At 68.2% G+C, this 19940-nt stretch carries 16 protein-coding genes; 5 read left to right on the forward strand and 11 right to left on the reverse strand.

Annotation, left to right across the window (positions count from 1 at the left end; genetic code table 11):
* The first annotated feature begins 59 nt into the window (after positions 1-59).
* On the forward strand, positions 60-1268 hold the full coding sequence (locus ACQPYH_RS42300) for a glycosyltransferase (RefSeq protein WP_432883692.1): 1209 nt from the start codon (positions 60-62) through the stop codon (positions 1266-1268).
* Here ACQPYH_RS42300 and ACQPYH_RS42305 read toward each other — a convergent pair.
* From ACQPYH_RS42305 to ACQPYH_RS42325, 5 genes are all read right to left on the reverse strand, one after another.
* Entirely contained in the window at positions 1265-6736 is a 5472-nt protein-coding gene (locus ACQPYH_RS42305) for an AAA domain-containing protein (RefSeq protein WP_432883695.1), read from the reverse strand. The genes ACQPYH_RS42300 and ACQPYH_RS42305 overlap by 4 nt on opposite strands.
* Positions 6733-7893 (reverse strand): M48 family metalloprotease, encoded by a 1161-nt coding sequence (locus ACQPYH_RS42310; protein ID WP_432883697.1) that lies wholly within the window; start codon positions 7891-7893, stop codon positions 6733-6735. The genes ACQPYH_RS42305 and ACQPYH_RS42310 overlap by 4 nt, the downstream gene beginning before the upstream one ends.
* Positions 7894-8031: 138 nt before the next feature.
* The gene (locus ACQPYH_RS42315; RefSeq protein WP_432883700.1) at positions 8032-8955 is read right to left on the reverse strand and encodes an ABC transporter ATP-binding protein; all 924 of its coding nucleotides are present in this window, start codon (positions 8953-8955) and stop codon (positions 8032-8034) included.
* 3 nt (positions 8956-8958) lie between these two features.
* A complete protein-coding gene (locus tag ACQPYH_RS42320) occupies positions 8959-9996 on the reverse strand; it encodes a FecCD family ABC transporter permease (protein ID WP_432883702.1) in 1038 nt (345 codons plus the stop codon).
* Entirely contained in the window at positions 9993-11066 is a 1074-nt protein-coding gene (locus ACQPYH_RS42325) for a FecCD family ABC transporter permease (protein WP_432883705.1), read from the reverse strand. Before ACQPYH_RS42325 ends, ACQPYH_RS42320 begins: the two co-directional genes overlap by 4 nt.
* A 149-nt stretch (positions 11067-11215) precedes the next feature.
* Here ACQPYH_RS42325 and ACQPYH_RS42330 point away from each other — a divergent pair, with 149 nt between their 5' ends.
* Positions 11216-12022 carry a siderophore-interacting protein gene (locus tag ACQPYH_RS42330; RefSeq protein ID WP_432883708.1) on the forward strand — a complete coding sequence of 269 codons (807 nt, stop codon included), beginning with the start codon at positions 11216-11218 and terminating at the stop codon, positions 12020-12022.
* Positions 12023-12073: 51 nt separating this feature from the next.
* Here the strand turns inward: ACQPYH_RS42330 and ACQPYH_RS42335 are convergent, their stop codons facing one another.
* A complete protein-coding gene (locus ACQPYH_RS42335) occupies positions 12074-13270 on the reverse strand; it encodes an alginate lyase family protein (RefSeq protein ID WP_432883710.1) in 1197 nt (398 codons plus the stop codon).
* 179 nt (positions 13271-13449) lie between these two features.
* On the opposite strand from ACQPYH_RS42335, the gene ACQPYH_RS42340 reads away from it, so the two are divergent.
* Positions 13450-13545, forward strand: coding sequence for a twin-arginine translocation signal domain-containing protein (locus tag ACQPYH_RS42340; protein ID WP_432883712.1), 96 nt, complete (start codon positions 13450-13452; stop codon positions 13543-13545).
* A 189-nt stretch (positions 13546-13734) separates the two neighbouring features.
* On the opposite strand, the gene ACQPYH_RS42345 is transcribed toward ACQPYH_RS42340, so the two are convergent.
* Positions 13735-14130 (reverse strand): PPOX class F420-dependent oxidoreductase, encoded by a 396-nt coding sequence (locus ACQPYH_RS42345; RefSeq protein ID WP_432883715.1) that lies wholly within the window; start codon positions 14128-14130, stop codon positions 13735-13737.
* Between the two features lie 16 nt (positions 14131-14146).
* Positions 14147-14731: a TetR/AcrR family transcriptional regulator gene (locus tag ACQPYH_RS42350; RefSeq protein WP_432883717.1), complete on the reverse strand. Its 585-nt coding sequence runs from the start codon at positions 14729-14731 to the stop codon at positions 14147-14149.
* Between the two features lie 88 nt (positions 14732-14819).
* Between ACQPYH_RS42350 and ACQPYH_RS42355 the strand changes: the two genes are divergently transcribed.
* On the forward strand, positions 14820-15530 hold the full coding sequence (locus tag ACQPYH_RS42355; protein ID WP_432883719.1) for an SDR family oxidoreductase: 711 nt from the start codon (positions 14820-14822) through the stop codon (positions 15528-15530).
* 55 nt (positions 15531-15585) lie between these two features.
* Here the strand turns inward: ACQPYH_RS42355 and ACQPYH_RS42360 are convergent, their stop codons facing one another.
* Positions 15586-16194, reverse strand: coding sequence for a DJ-1/PfpI family protein (locus tag ACQPYH_RS42360; RefSeq protein WP_432883721.1), 609 nt, complete (start codon positions 16192-16194; stop codon positions 15586-15588).
* Positions 16195-16271: 77 nt separating this feature from the next.
* On the reverse strand, positions 16272-16604 hold the full coding sequence (locus ACQPYH_RS42365) for a DUF1330 domain-containing protein (RefSeq protein ID WP_432883724.1): 333 nt from the start codon (positions 16602-16604) through the stop codon (positions 16272-16274).
* A gap of 90 nt (positions 16605-16694) precedes the next feature.
* Here ACQPYH_RS42365 and ACQPYH_RS42370 point away from each other — a divergent pair, with 90 nt between their 5' ends.
* Positions 16695-18596 carry a protein kinase domain-containing protein gene (locus tag ACQPYH_RS42370; RefSeq protein ID WP_432883727.1) on the forward strand — a complete coding sequence of 634 codons (1902 nt, stop codon included), beginning with the start codon at positions 16695-16697 and terminating at the stop codon, positions 18594-18596.
* Between the two features lie 21 nt (positions 18597-18617).
* Here the strand turns inward: ACQPYH_RS42370 and ACQPYH_RS42375 are convergent, their stop codons facing one another.
* Entirely contained in the window at positions 18618-19898 is a 1281-nt protein-coding gene (locus ACQPYH_RS42375) for an adenylosuccinate synthase (RefSeq protein WP_432883729.1), read from the reverse strand.
* Between the last annotated feature and the right edge of the window lie 42 nt (positions 19899-19940).

Below are 19940 nucleotides of genomic sequence, written 5' to 3' on the forward strand. Positions count from 1 at the left end.
CAGCCCGCAGAATGTTGAGCCGATCAGCTCGTCAGAGCTCGGGGAACGGAGATTGGCCAGTGCGTTTTGTGTTGGCAACGTGGGGATCGCGCGGTGATGTGGAGCCGTTGGCAGGGCTTGCGGTTGCGCTACAGGAGCTCGGTGAAGAGGCAACGGTCTGCGCACCGCCGGACGACGACTTCGAGGCGCTGCTCGAGCGGGCCGGCGTACCGGTGGAGCCGCTCGGGCCGTCGGTGAAGTCGGTGGTCGCGGCGCCGAAACCGCCGTCGGGGCAGGCTGCGTTCGAGCTTGCGCCCCGGTTGGTCGCCGCGCGGTTCGAGACGCTCGGCGCCGTGGCGAAGGGCTGCGACGCGATAGTCGCGAGCGGTCTGATGCCGGCCGGGGCGCGGGACGTGGCGGACAAACTCGGCATCCGTTATGTGCTCGCGTGCTTCCATCTGGGCGGCATCCCGTCACAGCATTTCTCGCCGGGAGCGCGGCCGGGTACGCCGTCGCCCGAAGGCGAGACCGATCGACGCGTGTTGTGGCAGCAGGACGCCGAGCGCGTCAACGCCTTGTACGGCCCCTCCCTCAACAGCCACCGCGAGGAGATCGGCCTGCCACCCGTCGAGAACGTGCGGGACTACGTGCTCACCGAGCACCCCTGGCTGGCCGCGGATCCGCTTCTGTGTCCATCGGAGGGCATGACCGAACTCGACGTCGTACAAACGGGCGCGTGGTTGCTGCGTGACGACCGTCCACTGGCCGATGAACTGATTGCGTTTCTCGAGGCCGGGGAGCCGCCGGTGTACGTCGGGTTCGGGAGCATGGCCGCGCACGCGCCGAAGGACATCGCCCGAACCGCCATCGAGGCGTGCCGCGCACACGGTCGCCGCGTGCTGCTCAGCCGCGGTTGGGCCGGGCTCGACCTTGCCGACGAAGGCAAGGACTGCTTGGTGGTCGGGGAGGTCAACCAGCAGGCACTGTTCCCGAGGGTCGCCGCGATCGTGCACCACGGTGGCGCCGGTACGACGACGACCGCCGCGCGCGCCGGTACGCCGCAGGTCGTGGTACCGCTGATTGCGGATCAGCCGTACTGGGCGTCCCGGGTCGACGCGCTCGGGATTGGAGCCGCGCACGAACGCGCGACGCCTACGGTCGACTCGCTGACTGCTGCGCTCGAGGTCGCCTTGAACGCGGAAACGCGAGCACAAGCCGCGAAGGTCGGCGGAGAGATCAAGACCGACGGGGCGGCGGTAGCCGCCAAGCTTCTGATCGACGGCCGCTAGTCGACTGGGCGGTGAAGCGCGTGCAGCAGGTGTGAGACGACGGTGTCCGGTGAGCGGGTCCAGTCCGTGGTGAGCACGTGGTGGACCCGCCAGCCCGTCGTGGCCAGTGCGCTCGGGTGAGTGGTCAGGCGTTCCAGCAGGGTGTCGGAAGCGACCCGGTCGGGTGTGTCCACGAGTACTGCGAGGCGGTGGCCGGCGTCCTCGGGCAACTTGAGCGCGAGATCGCAGCGGAAAACCGACTCCCCTACCGCGGTGTCCACGTCCACACCGCGGGCTTCGAGCGCCGCGGCGAGCTGCTCGATCACAGCACTCGGTCGCGCTGACGGCGGGGCCTTCACGGCGTACGGCGTGAGGGCGGCCTTCGCGGCGACCTGGTCGCCTCGGGAGACCGCAGTGGCGTACGCGAGGAACCGGCGGAGGGTGTTGGCGCCGTCGTTGTAGGTGTTGGTGATGGCCTCGGGTTCGATGCTGCTGACGATCACCATGTGTTCGCGGGCACGGCTGAAGATGACGTTCAGGCGCTTCTCGCCGCCGGAGGTGTTGATCGGGCCGAAGTTCATCAGCATCCGGCCGTCCGGACCGGTGCCGTAGCAGACGCTCATCAAAATGATGTCGCGCTCGTCGCCCTGCACGTTCTCGAGGTTCTTCACGAACAGCCCCGCGTCCTGCTCGCCGTGCGTACGCACCTGCTCAGCCTCGTACAGCGTCGCGAACTCCGGGTCTGCCTCCGCCAACTGATCCAGCGCCCGCTCGATCTCACCTTGCTGGGCCTCGGAGAACGCCACGATCCCCAGACTCTTCCCGGTCTGCCGGATCAACGTCTCCCGCACCAAGGCGGCAATCCATCGAGCCTCGGCAGGGTTGGTACGCCGGACGTACACGCCATCGACGAGCCGCACCGCCGTGATGCTTCCGGCCAGCATGCTGTCGCAGACCTCGGACACCATCGGCGAGTCCGACCGCACGGTCCACGGCGGCGCCGCATGCGGTGGCAGCCGATCCGGAACCGTCGCGAGCTTGCCCTGGTAGAACGCCGAGTTGCTGAACGAGATCAACGCTTCCGAACGACTCCGGTAGTGCCACGTGAGCATCGTCGACGCGAGCCGTAGTGCGCTGATCGAGAGGAAACTGTCTTCGGTCAGGGCGATCCCGACCTGCTCGGCTGCCTCGTCTTCGACGTCGATTTCTTCGTCTGCTGTCCGCACGCGGAAGTACTGCGTCGGCGGCAGCTGCATCTGGTCGCCGACGACGATCACCTGCGGCGCGCGGTGCAGTGCCGGGATCGCCTCCTCCACGGGGATCTGGCTCGCTTCGTCGTACACGACGACGTCGAATGAAGTTGTCAATGGCAACGTCTCGGACACCGAGGACGGGCTCATCAGCCAGACAGGCCGGAGGACCGAGACCACCTCGCCGGGTGCGCCGGAGGCCAGGTCGCGGATCGAGCGGTACCGCATGACCTTGCCGAACTCGTGTTCCAGCTCGCGTCGGCCGGTCGCGAAGGTCTTCTTGCGTTCGCGGTCCTCGGGCGACATGCCGGTCACGCTCTGCTCGGAGTGCGCGACCTCGGCGAGGAAGCGGCGGCGGACCTGCGCGGTGACGACTCGGGCGTTGAGCTCGGTCAGGTCGTCGTACACCATGCTCAGTTCGCCGACGATCGCGTCGACTCGGGCTGAGGAGAGTTGCAGGGGTGCGGCTGCGCGGGCGCGTTCCCATTCGGCGGCGCAGACGGCGTACTCGAGCTGGTCGGGTGAGGCGTCGAGTTGGCGGAGGGCTGCGATGACGGAGGGTGGGGCGGTGGCGAGGTCGCGCAGTTTGGGGCCGACTGCGCGTACGACGGGACTCTCGGCGACGAGCCGGTCCGCGAGGTCGCGGAGGCCGTCGACCGTCAGCGTGTCCCAGTGGTCGGCGAGCAGATCGTGGGTTGGTTCTTCGGCTTGGTCGAGCGCGTCGGCCAGGCGGGAGAGCTCGGCGGGCGCGCCGTCACGAAGTACGAACCGCCAGTCAGGCACGGCATTGCGGGCGGCTGCCAGTTGGTCAATCAGCACGCGCGGGTCGTCGACCGCCCAGTCGCGGCGGGTCTGCTCGGTGTGTTGCTCGACGGCGGCCGAGGCGGAGTGCGCGGCGACCAGGTCCGTGAGGGTGTCGGTGACGGATGGTTGTACGGCGCGGTCGGTCGCGTCGAAGCGGGCGCGAACGAGGTTCTTCACCCGCCGCCAATCACCACTCAGGAAGGAGAACACCCCACCTTCCTTGCCCTGAGCAACCTTCAACGCCGAGCGCGCATCAGCCGGCGCCAACGGATCACTCCACCCCGCGGCCTCCCTCCAAGCCGCCCCCTCAGCCACCACCAACCGCTCCCGCTCAACCCCAGCAGCAGCAAGTTCACGAGCCACATCAGACCGAGGCACAATCGCCCCCACCCGATCCACCCCCACCAACGCCCCCACCACCCGCCCCAACCCCGCCAACCCCCGCACTTCCTGCACACCCCGCGCGCCGCCTACGGCGCCGGATTCGTTAGTAGGCGCCGCCGCACCGACGAGAGCACCGGCATGCCCCGCGCCACCTCCGGCGGCAGACTCGCTGAAAGGCGCCGCCGCACCGGCGACACCGCCCGCATCCCCCGCGCCACCTCCGGCGGCAGACTCGCTGAAAGGCGCCGCCGCACCGGCGACACCGCCCGCATCCCCCGCGCCGCCTGCGGCGGCGGATTCGTTGGGAGGCGCCGCCGCACCGGCGATAGCACCCGGCGCATCCAGCGCCGCCAAGGCGGTCGCTACCGCGTCCCATCGGGCCCGGAGTTCGCGCGCGGCGAGGGTGACGTCGGTGTCGTCCCAGTGCTTGGTCGCGACAAACGCGAGCGAGCTGCGCGCAAGCACGCCACCGGTGGACGGATCCATCGAGGCCAGCTCCCGAGCAACCTCACGCACCGCGTCCCGCGCCGGCCACCACTCCCCAACCCCTGGGAACGGAGGCGGCGGCGAAGCCGCCCCAGCACGAGCAGCCGCCGTACCGGCGCGAGGCGAAGCCACCCCGGCGGAGGCAGGCGCCGTACCCGCGGGAGGCCAAGCCGTACCGGCCGAAGCAGACGCCGTACCGGCCGAGGCAGACGCCGTACCCGCGGAGGCAGACGCCGTGCCGGCGGGAGGCCAAGCCGTACCGGCCGAGGCACGCGCCGTACCGGCGGAGGCGGGCGGGTCGGCGGGGTGCCAGGCGTGCTGGCTGAGTTCGGCGAGGCGGTTGATGAGGGCTCGGAGGGGTGGGTTGCCGGTGGTTAGTTGGTGTTCGAAGGTGTCGACTGTGGATAGCAAGCGGTCTACGCGGGCGGTTAGGTCGGCTCGGTGGGTGGTTAGTGTGTCGAGGTCGTCTTCGGTGGATAGCCAGGACTCGTAGGTTTCGCGTAGTCCGTGGACAAACGCCTTCTTGTCGGCCTGGGAGTCGTGGATGAGTGCGCACAACCCGTCCAACCGCCGGCTCGCCAACCGCGCGTGCACCACGTCGAGCGCAGCCCGCTTCTGGCAAACGAACAGGACACGCTTCCCGCGTGCGACGAAGTCGGCGATCAGGTTTGTGATTGTCTGCGACTTCCCCGTCCCGGGCGGTCCTTGGATCACGAAGCTCTCGCCCCGCCGCGCGCGAGCGATCGCCGCCACCTGCGAACCATCAGCAGGTACGACGAGATGGCGATCGGCCGGCGCCAACTCAGGCGGCGTACTGCCGATCGGTCGCGGCCGGTCCGAGAACAAGTGCTCGAACGACGCCGCCGACTCCCCGCTCGTCAGCAGCTCGTCGTAATCACGGACCAACCCCAGCGTCCGGTAGTTGAAGTTCGCCAGCGAGACCGCGCACAGGTCGACGTCCCACGAGTACGGCCCGCCCTCGGTGTCCAGCGAGTACACGTCGGTCTCGAGAGCCTGCGCCGGCCGCGGCGTCTCGCCCAGCGCGATCCCCAGCGGCAGCGTCTGCTCAGCGATCTGCGTCCGATAGATCTGCACACCCAGCGGCTGATAGTCCGTACGCCGATACGAGTACGGGTACTGCTTCCCGCCGAACCCGGTCGCAACGTTCCCGCGCCGCCGCCGGTTGTACGTGCGCAATCGCGTCATCGCCCGCTGCCGCACCAGATCGATCCGCGGCTTCTCCCGCAGGTGCAACTGCAGCCCCGGCTCGGTCGCCTGGATCTCCTTCGCCAACCGCTCGTGCAGCTCCCGCAGCGCACCCGGCGACGACAGATCGACCGTCTCCGGCAACGTGATCCCGTACAGGACCCGCAAACTGTGTCGCAGCGTCGGATTGACTTCGGCGATCGGATCGGTGACCCGCAACGTGTACGAATCCCGCACGCCGCGCTTCCGCGTCAGCTCCACCTTCGCCAGCACCAACGGCGACGCGATCCGCGTATCCCGGTCGTTCTTCAAGTCATGCCAACGCAGGAACGCCGGCACCAGCCGCAGCTGATCCTGCCCGTAGTCGGCCCGGTCGCGACGAGCCGTCGAGATCAGCTTGTCCAAGGTGTTCGCGGCGTACGGCGCCTCGTCGTACCGGATCCACTTCCCCAGCGGCTGGGCCTTCTTCAGCAACTCGCCCGCGAGCTCGTCCCGCCACGTGAACAGCTGCTCCGAGCGGATCGTCCGTACGTCGAGCATCAGCGGCACCGACACCTCGGTGAGGTTCAGCGTCTGCGCGGTCGGCCGGAAGTTGATCAGGCGATTGCGCCGCGACAGGTCGAACAGCCTGTCCCGCAACGCGCCCAACACCGCCGTACGCCGATCCGCCGCGCCCCGGACGATCGCCTCGACATCGAAGTCCAACGGCTGATCGCGGTAGTTCTCGAGCTGCTCGATCAGCGAATGCAGGTCCTGCGCGCGCCGGTGCCGGTCCGGCTCGACCATCTGCGCCGCGACCGAGACGATCACCGGATGCAGATCCGGATCGAGCTTGTACAAGTTGCCTCGGGCATCGATCAGAGTCGCGACGTCCGCGGTCCGGGACAGATCGAGACCGCAGCCGAGCGCGAGCAGCAACTGCCCGAGGCTGAAGATGTCAGTGAGCTGGTCGTGGTGACCGACCACGTGCTCCCAGCTCTGCCAGCCGGCCACCAGCGTCGGCGCCGTGATCGCGGAAGGCACCGGCTCGGGCACGACCGTTTTCTCCTGACCGCCGCCCTCCCCCAGATCTAAAGAGGACTGCCGATGCGCGACGACCTCAACCGCGGTCGGTCGCGACCCCTGCCGAGCATCGAGCTCTCGCACAGCCAGCGTCGGCCGGCCCGCATCCGCTGCAGCAAAGCCGAGTCTGTTCTGCTCGTCGACGACGATCCGATCCAGCCCACGTAACGGCGCGACCAGCCCGCGCTCATGCACCGCGGCCGTCTCGTGGAACAACGGCAACACAGCAGCCAGCAACGCATCGTTGCCCAGCCCGCCCTGGGAGACGGCCAGCGCAACGAGATCCTCAGCGCTCATCCGACCACCTCCGAAGCCTGCACAAACCTCGCTCGTTGCTTGTCGCTCCATCCCAGCTCGTCGTCCGCGACGTCGACGTACCCCGGCAGCCCGGAGCGCCGCGCGAGGGCCAGCGACGCGACCAGTCCGGCGTCGCCGACGTCGGGGTCGGCGGTCGCGAGATCGAGCAGCAGGTAACACAGGTACCGCTTGGTCGCCGCCGCCAACGGTCTCGGTCGCGGCATCGGCGCCCCATCCACCGGACGCACGGTCAACGGCTCGTCGAACCGCACAGTTCCCCCGGACTCGCCCGGACCGCCTGGATCGCCCGTAAAGCCGGCAGCCGCAGTCGCAACCGCATCGGTCCGCAGGCCTTCGGTCTGCGCGATCACAACAGCAAAATCACGGCTGAGCTCGCGCAACACCACAGCGTCGAGCAGGTCCGGAGCATCCACGTCGAGCGGCCCCGTGACCAGCTCCTCGACGTACTCACCGTCGACCCAGTTCTTCAACGCCCAGGCCCGTCCGACGGCCTCAGGATGCGTCGTCCCACGACTCCCCGAGCGCAGATCGAGCGACTGCGCCTGGCGCAGGTACGCCGCGGGGTCCGCAGTACTCAGACCAGTCTCCAGCTTCAGCAGCGCGCGGATCGTCGTACTCAGGTCGCCACACGCCGTCAGCGCACCACGGTCCGCGAACAGCTCCGTCGCCAACGACCAGCGCCGATGCGTCTCGAGGTACTGCGACGGTGTCCGCGCGTCACCGGCCGCCGCGTCGAGCAGCCTGTCGACGGCGAGATACCCACCGTCCTCGGCCTCCCACAACAGCCGGTGGGCGAGCTCATGCCCGATCACCGCCGTCAGCTCGTCCTCGTCCAGCCGATCGAGCAGCGGCCCTTGGAAGAGAATGACCGGCCTGACCTGGTGGATGTACGCCGCGTTGGGCTCCCCACTCACCTGGAAGTACTCGACCTCCGCCGAGACCCCCAAGGCCTCGGCGGCACGCCGCCCCGCCCGATGTACGACGGGATGCGCGTCCTCCTCCAGACGGTACGCATTCCGCAACAGTACGTCGCCGAGATCGCCCTCGGGCACACCGAGCAGCGCCGTCCACGCACGCTCGTCCTGACGACGCACAACCGCCAGGACAGCCCGGTGATATCCAAGGACGGACAACATGAGGGTCACCCTAACCAGCCTCACCGACGGAAAGGTGCGCTAGCGACAGGAGGTAGTCCCTCCGGAGGCCAGCCGGCGCGCCTGAGCGAGGCGATCAGCCGCGCTTGTGACCCGACACCTCCTGTCCTTACGACCGGATCAGCTGGACGTCGGGCGGCAGACGCCGTTGGCCGCGGCGCTGGCGGCCAGGGCCGCGGCCGCCGGGTTGGACCCAGCCGCCGAGCCATTCGGGCCGGGAGTGTCGTCCCGGGTCGTGTGCCGGCCGATCGGTACGACCATCGGCGTACCGGCGACTGGATCGGGGACGACCTTGACGGCCAGGCCGAAGACGTCCTGGACGACGTCTTCGGTGATCACCTCGGTCGGGTTGCCCTCGGCAACGATGTCGCCGTCCTTCATCGCGATCAGGTGGTCGCCGAATCGGCACGCCTGGTTGAGGTCGTGCAGCACGAGCACGATCGTGCGGTCGTCGGACTTGTTCAGGTCGACGAGCAGATCGAGTACTTCGAACTGGTGCGTCAGGTCGAGGAACGTCGTCGGCTCGTCCAGCAGCAGGATGTCGGTCTCCTGCGCCAGCGCCATCGCGATCCACACCCGCTGCCGCTGACCGCCGGACAGCTCGTCGATCGGCCGGTCCGCGATCGACAGTACGTCGGTCGACGTCATCGCCTCCGCGACCGCTTCGTCGTCGGACTTCGACCACTGCCGGATCCATCGGGTCCGCGGGTACCTTCCACGCCCGACGAGGTCCGCGACCGTGATCCCCTCCGGCGCGGTCGGCGACTGCGGCAGCAGACCGAGCTTGGTCGCCACCTCGCGCGTCGGGATCTGCTGGATGCTCTTGCCGTCCAGCAGCACGGTCCCGCGCGACGGCTTCAGCAACCGCGCCAGCGTCTTCAGCAGCGTCGACTTACCGCATGCGTTGGCGCCGACGATGACTGTGATCTTCCCGGTCGGGATTCGCACCGACAGGTCGTGGATGATCTCCCGGTGGTCGTACCCGACCGCAAGACCGTCGGCAGCCAAGCTGTGTGGTGTCACGGGTTCCACAACGTTCTCCATCTCTCAGCCACCACTTCCGACACGGTTGGCCCGGGCCAGCAGGAACATCAGGTACGGCGCACCCACCACGCCGGTCACGACGCCGACCGGCAGTTGCGTGTCCCCGAACGCGTGCTGGGCGACAAGATCCGACAAGGCCACCACCAGCGCTCCGAGCAACCCGGACACGATCATCGCCGGCCCCGGCGACCGGGTGAGCCGCCGCGCGATCGGCGGTGCGACAAACGCCACGAACCCGATCGGCCCCGCCGCCGCCGTAGCCACCGCAGCGAGCAGTACGGCGATCACGATCAGCCCGAGCCGGGACACCTCCACCCGCAACCCCAGCCCGTACGCCGTCTCGTCGCCGAGCTGCAGGATCCGCAGCTGATGCACGAGGACCACCATGAACGGCAGCAGCACGACGAACGTGATCGCCAGCGACCGTACGTTCGACCAGTCCCGCCCGTTCAGGCTCCCGGTCAGCCAGATCAGCGCCTGCTGAGCGATCTCCACCCGCGCCTTCGTCAACAGGTACGACGTGATGCTGGTCGCGATCGCACCGATCCCGATGCCGATCAGGATCAACCGGTAACTCGACACCCCATGCCGCCACGCGAGCACGTACATGAGGAACGCGGTCAGCACCGCGCCGGCGATCGCGAACGCCGACACCGCAACGCCGGTGACGCCAAGCGTCACGATCGCGAACACCGCGAACGCGCTCGCGCCGTACGTCACCCCGATGATGTCCGGGCTGGCCAGCGGGTTGCGGGCGATGCTCTGGAAGATCGCGCCGGACAGGCCCAGCGCCGCACCGACGAGGAGGCCGGTGAGTGCCCTGGGCAATCGAAGCGTGTTGACGATGAACTCGGTCGCGTGATCGCCGCCGCCGAACAGCGTCTTCACCACGTCGATGACCGGGATCTTGAAGTCACCCAGCGACAACGAGACGCAGAAGGTCGCGAACACCACGACTGCCAACACGACTGTGACCACGAGCGAACGGGTCTGACGGGCGGCGCGCGCCCGGGCAATGACCTGAACTGCCTCGGCCGTCACAGGTCCGCCAGCTTCCGTCGGCGTACCAGGATGATGAAGAAAGGCGCACCGATTATCGCGGTGACGACGCCGACCTGCAGCTCACCGGGCAGCGCGACGACCCGGCCGATCACGTCCGAACCGAGCAGCAGGATCGGCGCGAGCAGCATCGAGTACGGCAGGATCCATCGGTAATCCGGACCGGTCACCAGCCGCGCTACGTGCGGGATGGTCAACCCGATGAACCCGATTGGCCCCGCCGCCGCAGTCGCTGCGCCACACAGCAGTACGACGACCACCGCGACGAACAAGCGAGCCAGTCCGACCCGCTGACCGAGCGACTTCGCCACGTCGTCCCCCAGCGACATCGCGTTCAGCACTCGCCCGCAGAACAACGACAGCACGACCCCGACCAGGATGAACGGCGCCACCTGCGCCGCGACGTCCGAACCGCGACCGGCGAACGACCCGACCGACCAGAACCGGAACTGGTCGAACGTGTCCACGTCACCGATCAGCAGAGCCGTCGTCAACGACCCGAGCATCGCCGTCAGCGCCGCCCCCGCGAGCGCAAGCTTCACCGGCGTGGCGCCCTCACGTCCAAGCGACCCGAGGAAGTAGACGGCCACGGAGGCTGCCGCGGCGCCGGCGAAGGCAAGCCAGACGTACGCCGTCAGCGTGCTCAGCCCGAACCAGTAGATGCCCCCGACAACGAACAACGCGGCGCCGCCGTTCACCCCGAGGATGCCCGGATCGGCCAGCGGATTGCGGGTCACGCCCTGCATCAACGCCCCGGAGAGCCCGAGCGCGGCGCCGACCATCAGACCGATCAGCGTCCGCGGCACCCGCAGCGACCTGACGATCACGTGATCGGTGTTCGACTCGTTGTAGTGGCGCAGGGCATCGATCACCGTGGACAGCGGGATCTGCTTCGACCCGATCGCGATGCTGAGCAGGCAGATCAGTACCAGCAGGATGGCGCAGACGACCAGTCCGAGGACAAGGGTGGTCCGCCGGGCCCGGCGGAGAGGACGCGCGGGAGCGGCTGCGAGGTCGGGGTCGGCGGATGCGACGGCACTAGGCGGGGGCATTGGACTTTCGGGATCCTCTTAGGTAAGGCTAACCTCTAGGTGCTTCACCATAACCTGGCCGCCCTCGGGTGCGCACCCGAGCCTCCCCTGCGAGGTTTCCTGACCGGGGCGGTGGGGCGGGCATAGAGACGAGAGAGTGAAACCACAGTATGACGACTGTGCTCGAGCGACCGATCGAGTTCGACTCGCTCCTGGCCACCGTGGCGGCCGTTGACGACCTGAGCCCGCACCTGCGCCGCGTGACGTTCGTCGCACCGCGGATCGCGGAGGCGGTGACGGCAGGCCCGGACCAGCGGATCAAGGTCCTGCTCGCCCCGCCGAACGGCACCGCGATCAAGCTGCCGTCCGGCCCCGAGTGGTACGCCGAATGGTGCGCCCAGCCGGTCGACGAGCGTTTCATCATGCGGACGTACACCGTGCGCGCGCTCCGCCCGGAGGTCGCCGAGCTCGACGTCGAGTTCGTCCTGCACGGGGTCAACGGGCCGGCGTCGGCGTGGGTCGGCGAGGCTCAGGCCGGCGACGCGGTCGGTCTGCTGCTGCCGTTCGCGGTCGACACCACGAGCATCAAGGGCCTGCTGCACTCCGGCGTCGACTACGTGCCGCCGGCAAGCAGCGTGCGCCGGATCCTGGTCGCGGACGAGACCGCGCTTCCGGCGGTGGCCGGCATCCTCGAGGAGCTGCCGGCCGACGTACATGCCACGGTGTTCATCGCCGTACCGGATGCCGCGGACAGGCGGCCGCTGCCCGGGAACGCGGACATCACCTGGGTCACCGACGGATCGTTGCTCGAGGCACTCAAGGCGGTCGAGCTGCCGTTCGACGCGGACTACGCCTGGGTCGCCGGCGAGTCCTCGATGATCAAGTCGGTACGCCGTCACCTGGTGAACGTCGTCGGCATGCCGAAGGCCGCAATCTCGTTCCAGGGCTACTGGAAGCGCGGCGAGGCCCACTGCTGACGATCCGGGAGAGCTGAAGGGCAGAGATCCAGCCCTCCCGGAAGCCTTCTGCTAGGACGGGTTCTCGGCGTGGGTCAGCGTCTCCCACGCGACGAACAGGTTGTTCGAACCCGCCGGACGGCGGGACTCGGTCAGCGCCTGGGTGTTCGCCATCGCGATGCCCAGCCGGGTGTGCAGTGCGTTGAAGCAGACCTCGGCGATCGGGCCGAGGCCCCGGTTGACCGTGCCCTTGCAGAGCCAGGACGGCACCGGCTCGAGGTTGCGCTCCCAGCGGGACTGGAACCCGAGCGCCTGACGGAGCCGTTCACCGAACTCGGGGTACATGTCGATGCCCTGGATCCGCGCGGTCTCCAGCACATGCGAGATCGACGAGATGCCGTAGCCGGTGTGGGTGAAGTCGCGGCAGGTCTCCTGAGTCAAGCCTGTCACGAACGTCCCCTGGCCCTGCCAGTAGCTGACGATCTTGTCGCGGGTGTTGAGGTTCTGGCTCGGCACCGTCTTGGGCAGGGCGCCGTCCGACTCCAGGTAGACGTACGCCGGAACACGCAGCCGGTACAGCGAGATCGCCTTGTCGTAGATGGTCCTGTCCTCGAGGAACACGCCGATGCCCTGGAGGGCCTCGGTCATGCTCAACTCCCAGTTCCCGTTGGAGTTCGAGCCGTTGATCATCTCCGGCACGTAGACGTTGCGCAGCATGGTCGCGAACCGGCCCGAGTTCGGCCAGTTGCCGTACACGTGCTTGATGATCTCCGCAGCCTTCGGCCACGAGGACGCGGACCAAGCCGTCTGCAGCGGTGCGTTGCTGTTGGTGTGGTCCTGGATTGTTGCCGACCACGCGTCCATCAGCTGGATCGACTTCTGCGCATAGCGGTCGTCACGGGTCAGGTACCAGAGCAGAGCGTCCGTGTACGCCGCGATGGCGTCCTCGCGCTCGTCGGTGCAGCCGAGGTTCGGGTTCGAGTACGGACCGCATTCGACCACCGCGCGCGGTTTCGGCGTGCGGGAGAGGGATGCGTACGTGCTGCTCTTGGCCTGGTTGAAGGCGTCGGTCCACGGCTGTGCGCCGGCCTGCACCTTGGCCCGGACGAAGTCGAGTTGAGCCACGCTCACACCGACACCGGGATGGGTGAACGTGGCCGGTGCGTCCTCTTTCGCCGGAGCGTTCGAGGACGCGACTGCTGGGCTGCTGAGGGTCCCGGCAACCAGCGCAGCACAAGCTGCGGCCAGGACCAGGGGTTTCTTTCTCATGGGCGGTGTCCTGTCTTCGGGGGCGGTAAGACAGCTGCGCTTCCCCCACTAGCGCAGGGTCTTTGCGAAAGTTTGACGACGGACCGTAAGGGCGTCAACATCTCAGCGAGAAGAAAATTCACTTCGGAACAAAACAGGAGATTTTCCCAGCTCAGTGGAACAAAGTGAGGATCTGTCCCATGAAACGACGTCAGTTCCTAGCGTTCGGAACCGCAGCCATGGCCGCCCCAGCACTACCCTCCGTCACCGCCCCAGACGTACCTCGACCTCTATGAGCTCGAGCCGTCGCCATGCCACCGTTCGCACGACTCGGGAAGCTTCGCGGCGACCCGGCGTACGCGACGAAGCTCTACCAGCTCTACGCGTCGGCGACCGTCCCGAATCCAGCCAACCCATCACCTACGACTCCACCGCCGACTTCGGCGTCGGTGGCTTCCTGCTCGCGGGTGCCGAACTGGCAGCCCTCAGTGCCCGAGCTGGCTCGTGATGCGCTCGACGACAACACTCGTCGCGTAACGCGTCGTACCCGGCGGCTCGACGTCGTTCCAGCTGCCGGTGTACTTCCGCGCAACCGCCTGCTCCAGCGTCAGCTCCGGATCCGGCACGAGCTCGTCGATCCGGCCTCGCAGCTCGACGTAGTACGTCGGCCGGGCCGGGTCAACGACAACCAACGAGATCGCCGGATTGCGCTGCAGGTTGCGCAGCTTCTGCCGACCCTCCACCAGACTGAACCGGACCCGCTCGCCGTCCCAGAGGAACCACAGCGGTGTCACCTGCGGTTCGCCGCGCCTGCCGATCGTCCCCACCATCGCGATCGCCGTCGAAGACAGCAGGTCGTCGAACTGCGCCGGAATCTCCACGATGGCGAGAATACGGTCAGCTGAGGGCGAACTCGCCCGCGTGCACGCCGGCAGCGTTCATCAGCGCCGATGCGGTAGCGGCGCCGATGCCGCCGAGCGGTTGGGCTCGGACTACCGCTCGGGCGCTCGCGCCGTCGAAGATCATGGTGAGCTGGATGGCGAGCGTGGACGGATCCTCGGCGCCGGCCTTGACCAGCTCGCGGTGGAAGAAGTCGGTCAGCTGCTGCTTGAAGTGCCGCGCCACCACCGACCCCGGGTGCTCCGGGTTCTTCAGCTCTACCGCCGTACTCACATAGGGGCAGCCGAGGTAGTTGCCCGAAGCAACCAGCTCGTCCTGGCGCTCGAACACGGTCAGGATCCGCTCCCGCGGCGACCGGTCGTCCTCGGCCCCCGGCTGCAGCAACGTCTGGTACGCCGGGCCGCGGCTGGCGAGGCTCTCCGCGATCAGCTCGTCCTTCGACCGGAACAGCTGGTACATCGACTTCTTCGACACCCCGGCCGCCTTGCAGAGCGCGTCCACTCCGATGTTCACGCCGTCGCGGTAGAAGAGTTCCCCCGCGGCGTCCAGCAGTCGCTCACGGGGTGTCGCCGAAGTGCTCATGGAACGAGGGTACCGGTTGGATTTGAAAACGGAAACCGATCGGTTTACTGTGGTCGAAACAGATCGGTTTCCTCCTAGGGAGTTTCAGATGACCACACTCGAAGGCGCCGTCGTCCTCGTCACCGGCGGGCAGCGCGGCATCGGCAAGGCGATCGTCGACGACCTGCTGAACCGCGGCGCCGCCAAGATCTACGCGACCGCCCGTACGCCGAAGCCGAGCACCGACCCGCGCGTCGTACCGCTGCCGCTCGAGATCACCGACCAGGCCTCGATCGACGCCCTGGCTGCGGCCGCACCGGACGTCACGATCCTGATCAACAACGCCGGCGCCGGCTCGCCGGACACCTATCTGGACAGCTCGATCGAGGACATCCGCGCCGTCTTCGACGCGAACTTCTTCGGCCCGCTCCAGCTCACCAAGGCGTTCGTCCCGATCATCGAGCGCAACGGCGGCGGCCACATCCTCAACGCCCACTCGGCCCTGTCCTGGGTCGCCCGGCACGGCGCGTACTCCGCGACCAAGGCGGCGTTCTGGCTGCAGTCCAACGCGATCCGCGTCGAGCTGCTCAACCGCGGCATCGGCGTCACCGGCCTGCACATGGGATACGTCGACACCGACATGACGTCCGCGGTCACGGCCCCGAAGTCCCGCCCCGAGGACATCGCCAAGCAGGCCCTCGACGGCATCGAGTCCGGTGCTCACGAGGTCCTCGCCGACGACACCGCCCGCGGCGCGAAGGCCGCCGTCTCCGGCGACCTGACCGGGCTCTACCCCGAGCTCGCGGACGTCAGCCACTGACCAACCCGACGTCGTCGACGGGTCGCACGCTCAGCGCGACCCGTCGGGGTCGCTCTCACACGAGTTGCTGAGTGTCTGAGGTCCACACGTCCCGATCCCGCGCGTACTCCATCGCCCCGGCGATCCCGTCGGCGACATCCGCGCCGAGTTCGCGCTCGACGACGTGTAGCGCGAGATCGATCCCGCAGGTGATTCCGCCGGCGGTGACCAGCGTGCCGTCGTCGACGACCCGGTTGGTCTTCAGGTCAGCGCCGAAAGCCTCCAGCTCGGCCCAGGCGCCACGGTTCGTCGTGGCCGGACGCCCCTTCACCAACCCCGCCTCGGCGAGCAGCATCGAGCCGGTGCAGACCGAGCCGATCCACTGCAGCGAGGGCGCAAGCTCGGCGATCCGCGCCGTCATCACGCCACGACGAGCCTCGGCCCAGGAGCCCTTCTCCGCGCGGTTCATCCATCCACCACCCGGAACGAAGAGCGCATCGGGCTGACCCAGGCCTTCCGGAGCCTTGAACTGCAGGCCGTGCAGCCCGGTCACCTCGGCCGGCCCGTCCAGCCCGACGAGCGCCAGCTCGAACTGAGGCTGCCGGGCGGCGTGACTCCAGACCTCGAACGGCCCCATCACATCCATCTCGTCCACACCGTCGAACACCAGGATCTCGATTCGCATACCTCCACCCAACCGGGCCGGATCAGAGGCAGCCAGTGGCCACGATGCCCATGTTCGCAAGGATCTGGCCACCATCCTCAAACCAGTACGTCGGTGGCCTTGTGCTTGCGGTCGACGCCCTCGACGAAGATCACCACGCCGTCGGAGTTCCCGGTCCGCAGCGGCAGGATCTCGCGGTAGTCGGGCGACTCGTACCAGTCCCGCAGGTGGTCGTAGTCCGGGAACTCGATCACGATCGGCGCCCCCGCCCACTCGCCCTCGATCTGCTCCGCCGTCGCGCCGTGGACGAGGAAGTGACCGTCGTACGGCGCGAGCGTCTCGTCGATCCGCTCGAGGTACTCGACGATGTCGGCGCCCATCCGGACGTTGCGCAGGTAGGCGATCGCGTAAGCCTTCATTCTCTGGGTCATGACTCCAGCCTTGACCACGGGGAGAATCCGCGCGATTACCTCTGACGTCATCGGGACGGCTTGATCTGCTCCCGACGTACCGTAGATGCCATGTCAGTCACAGGGGGACCGCCTTCCACCCACGCGGAGGAGGTGGAGGACGAGCGGCTCGGGCCGTACCGGTTGATCCGGCGGCTCGGCCAGGGCGGCATGGGTGTCGTCTACCTCGCCGAAGGCCCTGATCATCAGGAGGTCGCGGTCAAGGTACTGCGACCGCACGTCGCGCACGACCCGATCGCACGGGCCCGGTTGCAGCGCGAGGCGACCACCCTGCAGAAGGTGGACCACCCCGGTGTGGCCGGCATCCTCGACCACGACCTGGAGGCCGAGCGGCCCTACCTGGTGACGCGGTTCGTCCCGGGCCGGCCGCTGGACGAGCAGGTGGACGAGCGCGGCCCGCTGACGCCCCGCAAGTGGCTGCCGCTGGCCGGCTGCCTGGCCGAGTCGCTGCAGGCGATCCACGCGGTCGGAGTGATCCACCGCGACCTGAAGCCCGGCAACGTGATGATGTTCAACAGCAAGCCGGTCATGATCGACTTCGGCATCGCCCAGGCCGCCGACGACCTGCGACTTACCCAGACCGGTCTCGTGATCGGTACGCCGGGCTATCTGGCTCCCGAGCTCATCGAGGGCGAGATGGTGTCGCAGTCCGCGGACTGGTGGGGCTGGGCCGCCACCGTGGCGTTCGCCGCGACCGGACGAAGGCCTTTCGGCAAGGGACCGTTCGAGGCAGTGCTGGCGCGCGTGCACTCCGGTCAGGCTGATCTGGAGGGGCTGGACCCGCGGCTGAAGCCACTGCTCGCCGCGGCGCTCTCCCCGAGCAAGGCCGACCGGCCGACGCAAGAAGAGATCATGGACGGTCTCACCCGCTACTCCGAGGGCCGCGACGCCCTGCTGCCGCGCGAGACGCCCACTATCGCCGCCGTGCCGCCGACCCGGCTCGTGACGAAGCTCATGCCGACGGATGCAGAACCCCCGGTGGGCCCGACACCGACTGAGGTCGCGCAGCTTGTGCCGCCGGTGATCCCACCGCTGTCGGCGTTCACACCGATCCGGGACAAGATCCGGGACGCGGCGACGAAGAAGCCGGTAGCTGAGGTGCCACCGCATCCGGCGACGTACAGCCCAGCGCCTAACGCGGCTGCTCCGGCCGGGATGCCGTTGCCGTACCAGAGCGGTCCGCCAGCGCCGTACTCACAGCCCTACCCACAGCCCTACTCGCAGCCGTACCAACAGGCCGGTCCGCCTGCGACCGTCCAGCCCGCGACTGTTCAGCCTGCGACTGGTCAGCCCGCCAAGGCTCCGCCGACAGGTCGGCGTACTGCGGTCATCGTCGGCTTGATGGTCGCCCTGACCGGATTGATCGCGCTGACCCCGGTGGTCGGCTCAGCCGTCGCCGTCATCCTGCTGGTGCTCGCGCGGACAGTCGACCGTTCGAGTACGGCGTTGATGCGGCGCCGTCAGGTCCGCGGACGTTCCGGCAAGTCCGACGGCGTCATTGCAGCAGCCGCCAGCCCGCTGCAGCTGGCGATGGCCGCGCTGATCACGCTGCCCTGTCTGATCCTGCCGCTGATCATGGCGGTCGTTATCGGCGGCATCGTCACCGCCGTAGCCGCCACGACGTACGACCTCAACTGGCAGCCGCTCTCGGCAGTCGGCTTCGGCAGCGCCGCACTGACTGCGCTCTTCACCGCCTGGTGGGGCCCCGGCGGCAGCTCGCTGCGTCGAGGCGCCCACATCGCGGCGCGCAACACGTTCCGCGCGCATTGGCTGTCCGCGCTGATGGCCGTTGTACTGCTGGCCATTGGCGGCATCACGTTCTACAAGGCCACCCAGGGCGCCGGCGCCGACTGGGCACGCACTCCGATCGAGACGCCGAACATCGAGCGTCCGACGCTCGGCGACCTGCGCAACGCGCCGTTCATCCGGGACCTCCCCATCATCGGAAACTGACGACGGGGAGGCCGCTCGGCGTTACAGCTGGACGATCTGGCTGCGCTCGGGGCCGACCCCGATGGCGGAGATCCGCGCACCGCTGAGCGACTCGACCGCGCGGACGTAGGACTGCGCTTCCTTCGGCAGGTCCTCGAACGTGCGGCAGCCGGTGATGTCGTCGGACCAGCCGTCGAACTCCTCGTAGACCGGGACCGAGTGGTGGAAGTCGGTCTGGGTCATCGGCATCTCGTCGTACCGGACGCCGTTCACGTCGTACGCGACGCAGACCGGGATCTTCTCGCGGCCGGTCAGGGTGTCGAGCTTGGTGAGCACGAAGTCCGAGACACCGTTCACGCGGGCGGCGTACCGGGCGATCACCGAGTCGTACCAACCGCAGCGACGCGGGCGGCCGGTCGTCGTACCGAACTCGGCGCCTTGCTGGCGCAGCCACTCACCGTCGGCGTCCAGCAGCTCGGTCGGGAACGGGCCTTCGCCCACGCGGGTCGTGTACGCCTTCACGACGGCCATCACGCGGTCGATGCGGGTCGGCGGGATGCCGGTGCCGGTGCAGGCGCCCGCGGAGATCGCGTTCGACGAGGTGACGAACGGGTACGTGCCGTGGTCGACGTCGAGCAGGGTGGCCTGACCGGCCTCCATCAGCACGGTCTTACCTTCGTCGAGTGCCTTGTTCAGCAGGAGGCTGGTGTCCGCGACCATCGGGCGCAGGCGGTCGGCGTACGCGAGCAGCTCGTCCAGCACCTCGCGGATCTCGACCGCGCGCCGGTTGTACACCTTCACCAGCAGCTGGTTCTTCTGCTCCAGCGCGCCGGTGACCTTCTGCTCGAGGATCTTCTCGTCGTACAGGTCCTGGATCCGGATGCCGACCCGGTTCATCTTGTCGGCGTACGTCGGACCGATACCGCGGCCCGTGGTCCCGATCTTCCGGCTGCCGAGGAACCGCTCGGTGACCTTGTCGAGGGTCCGGTTGTACGGCGGGATGACGTGCGCGCTCGCGCTGACCACGAGTCGCGACGTGTCCACCCCGCGCGCCTGCAGCGCGTCGAGCTCCTCGAACAGCACGCTGAGGTCGACCACGACCCCGTTGCCGATCACCGGGGTCACACCCGGTGTGAGGATGCCGCTCGGGAGCAGGTGCAGCGCGTACTTCTCGGATCCGATCACCACCGTGTGGCCGGCGTTGTTACCGCCGTTGAACTTCACCACGTAGTCGATGACCTCGCCCGTGTTGCCGAGCAGATCGGTCGCCTTACCCTTGCCCTCATCGCCCCACTGGGCGCCGACGAGCACGATTGCGGGCATCTCAGCCCTCCTCTTCACGCACCAACTTCACACCCCGTGGCG

Source organism: Kribbella sp. CA-245084 (assembly GCF_050942355.1).
GTDB lineage: Bacteria > Actinomycetota > Actinomycetes > Propionibacteriales > Kribbellaceae > Kribbella.